Source organism: Reyranella sp. (assembly GCF_036558665.1).
Lineage (GTDB): Bacteria > Pseudomonadota > Alphaproteobacteria > Reyranellales > Reyranellaceae > Reyranella.
The window spans coordinates 1-2,869 of sequence record NZ_DATBFE010000100.1; the positions used below are offsets into that span (position 1 = coordinate 1).

Below are 2,869 nucleotides of genomic sequence, written 5' to 3' on the forward strand. Positions count from 1 at the left end.
TACAAGTCACCCGAGTACCAGAAGATCCTTCCGCATCGTCTCCGGAACTCGACCGGTCGGCTGTTCACCGTGGACGGCGTGAAAGTAGCATAATCTGGCAGCGACGCGCTCTACAGCTTCACGGCGAGACCGAGCCGCGCCGTCGTGTCGACCGCGTGCTCGACCCGGAGGACGGCAACGTCACGATCGAAACCCTGCAGCGGTAGGGCCATAGACTCCCCGCCGCGCACGCGCGACTGTCGTTGCCGGGGCGCCACCGCGGCGGGCGATGTCGCGGGCCTCGGGAACGAGAGGGGGAGCAGATGCGATACCTGGTCCTGGGCGCGGGGGCCCTGGGCGGCCTGTTCGGCGGCAAGCTCGTGAAGGGCGGCGCGGACGTGGCGTTCCTCGTGCGACCGGCGCGGGCGAGCCAGCTCGCGCGCGACGGCCTCGTCGTGCGCAGCCAGGACGGCGAGATCAGGGCTGCGGTGAAGACGCTCCAGCAGGGCGAGATCGACGGCCCCTACGACGTCGTCCTGCTGTGCTGCAAGGCCTACGACCTCGCCGGCGCGATGGAGGCGATTGCGCCCGCGGTCGGTCCCGACACCGCCATCGTGCCGCTGCTGAACGGCGTTCGCCACATCGACGCGCTTGCCGGGCGCTTCGGCGCGCCGCGCGTGCTGGGCGGGCTGACGGCGATCAACGCCGCCCTGATGCCGGACGGCGCCATCCAGCAGAGCGCCCTGCGCATCGACATGACGGCCGTCGGCGAGCTCGACGGGCAGAAGTCGCGCCGCTGCCTCGCCATCCAGCAGGCCCTGGCCGCGGGCGGCATCAAGGCCGACCTGAGCGACAACATCCTGGCGCAGATGTGGGTCAAGTTCTTCGGCTTCGCCTGCCTCGCGACGGTCGCGTCGCTCACCCGGGCGCGGGCCGGCGTCGTCGCCCGCTCGCCCGGCGGCGCCGCGTTCGTGTCGGCGGTGATCGAGGAATGCACGCGCGTCGTGACGGCCGAGGGATTTCCGCCGCCGCCCGACACGGCCGGCCTGATGCGCGGCGTCTATTCGCAGCCCGAGTCGACCTACGCCCCCTCCATGCTGATCGACATGGAGGGCGGCAAGCCGACGGAAGCCGAACACACGATCGGCGATCTGGTGGAACGGGCCCAGCGCCGCGGCGTCGCCGCGCCGATCCTCGCCGCCGCCCTGTGCAATCTCCAGGCCTACGAGATCAGCCGCCACACGGCGCGCGCCTGAGCAGCCAGCGGTTGCCCGGACACGAGGCGACCGAGCGGAACGCTGGCGAGTCGTCAGGCGCAAGGATTGCGCTGTCGCCGCCTCCGCTGCTGCCACGGGCCACCCGGCGGCCAACGACCAGGCGTGGCGCCCGGGTCACGGATGGCTTCGAGCACAGGCCCGACAAAGCGGCCGATCTCGGAAACGCAGACAGAGAAGGCAGCAATCTCGGTCGCGAGCCGGTCCCTGCTCGTGAACGCGCGCCACTGGGCCTGGGTCTCGCGGCGACCGGCGAAGGCATCCGTCAGGCCGTCGGGCAGAGAAGCCGGGACCGGCGTTCCGCGGCGGCGGAAGGTGTTCGCGACGGCTTCCGCAAGCGTTCGGCCGTCGAAGTCGAAGTGGCGCGCGAGCATGCAGAGGTCGTAGAAGTCCTTCATGCGCGAATTGACGAGACCGAGCGAGGTTATCGCCTCCAGCTTCTCGGCCACGACGGTCTCGCGCGGGTAGGCACGCACGCGCGGCGCCGGGCTGTCGAGCAATGTCGGGTAGGCGATTTCGGCCGGCGCGGGAGTGACGGCATCGCCAAAGCCGATATCCACACGCACCGGTACGCGGGCGCGCTCCAGGGTCGCGGTCGTTTCAACGCGGATTCCGCCGTAACGCGCCGCCTCTCTGATCGCGCTCGCCCGCAGACCTTTCACGTCGAAGACCAGACCGTCGTCGCCGACCGGTCGGGAAAGTATTTCGCGAAAGACCCGCGCAACGGCGTCTGCTTCGGCGCGGCCGCTTCCCAGCAGGTCGAGGTCGCGCGTCGGCCGGAACGGATCGTCCAGCCATGCCGTGAAGAGAAGAGCCCCCTTGAGAACGAAGCGGGTTCTGTGCCTGGACATGCTCAGCCGGTAGAGCAGTCGTTCCAGTGCGTAGCTGGTCAGCACGAGCTGGAAGTCCCGTCGCGTTCCTCGAGCGAGAGCGAGCAGCCGTGCCCGTATGGAGGCCGCCACGTTCCTTGGTTCACGCGCCATTGGCCGCGACCGCCTCGAGATAGGGCCGGACGACGCCCAGGACGCGGAGCGCCGCCGCCAGTTTCCAGATCTCGTTGGGCGAGCTCATCCCCCTGGCCAGGGCCTCGCGAAGTGCTTCAAGGGCGACGTCGATGCCGATCTTGTTCCGGTATCGAAAACAATCGACGACGGTCTTCGCCACGCCATAGACGCGCACGGGGACGCGTTCGATCTCGTGGGCCTCGATCCCGATATCGAAGGCCCTCTTGCCGAAGTAGACGAAGCGCATCGGCGGCCAGGTCGCCGTCGGGGTCCAGCTCGAGCGCCGGATGGCCATCCATACCCGGGACGGCACCTGGGTGGTGAGCCCGTGGAATTGCAGGGCCGAGACCAGGCAGACCACGCCGTTCGGCACGATCTTCGCGGCCTCCGCCATGGTATGTGCCGCGCCGGGTCTTGCGTCGGCGCGCTGATAGAGACCTCGCGCGGCCCGCACGACGCGTCCCCGGCGGACCAGCCGCGCCAGCGTCTCCGCGGCGATCCCGGCGGCGGTGAACTCGCGCAGCCGCATCATGCCGCGATCGGCCAGAAGCCTCTCGGCGCGCTTGGCCTCGGTCGTTTCTCTGCTTCGGCGCCTGACGGATGGCATGTGAC

At 69.7% G+C, this 2,869-nt stretch carries 3 protein-coding genes; 1 reads left to right on the plus strand and 2 read right to left on the minus strand.

The annotated features are described in order from the left end of the window. Positions 1–302: 302 nt before the first annotated feature. Positions 303–1,235: a 2-dehydropantoate 2-reductase gene (locus VH499_RS16360; protein ID WP_332053811.1), complete on the plus strand. Its 933-nt coding sequence runs from the start codon at positions 303–305 to the stop codon at positions 1,233–1,235. 53 nt (positions 1,236–1,288) lie between these two features. Here VH499_RS16360 and VH499_RS16365 read toward each other — a convergent pair whose 3' ends face one another. Then, complete coding sequence (locus VH499_RS16365; protein WP_332053812.1) at positions 1,289–2,236, minus strand: nucleotidyl transferase AbiEii/AbiGii toxin family protein; 948 nt, start codon at positions 2,234–2,236, stop codon at positions 1,289–1,291. Beyond that, positions 2,226–2,864, minus strand: coding sequence for a type IV toxin-antitoxin system AbiEi family antitoxin domain-containing protein (locus VH499_RS16370; protein ID WP_332053813.1), 639 nt, complete (start codon positions 2,862–2,864; stop codon positions 2,226–2,228). The genes VH499_RS16365 and VH499_RS16370 overlap by 11 nt, the downstream gene beginning before the upstream one ends. Positions 2,865–2,869 lie beyond the last annotated feature (5 nt).

What these genes read in the sequence shown, in the direction of transcription:
- VH499_RS16365 (WP_332053812.1), bottom strand. Translation starts at nt 2,236, where the DNA reads ATGGCGCGTGAACCAAGGAACGTGGCGGCCTCCATACGGGCACGGCTG.
- VH499_RS16360 (WP_332053811.1), top strand. Translation starts at nt 303, where the DNA reads ATGCGATACCTGGTCCTGGGCGCGGGGGCCCTGGGCGGCCTGTTCGGC.
- VH499_RS16370 (WP_332053813.1), bottom strand. Translation starts at nt 2,864, where the DNA reads ATGCCATCCGTCAGGCGCCGAAGCAGAGAAACGACCGAGGCCAAGCGC.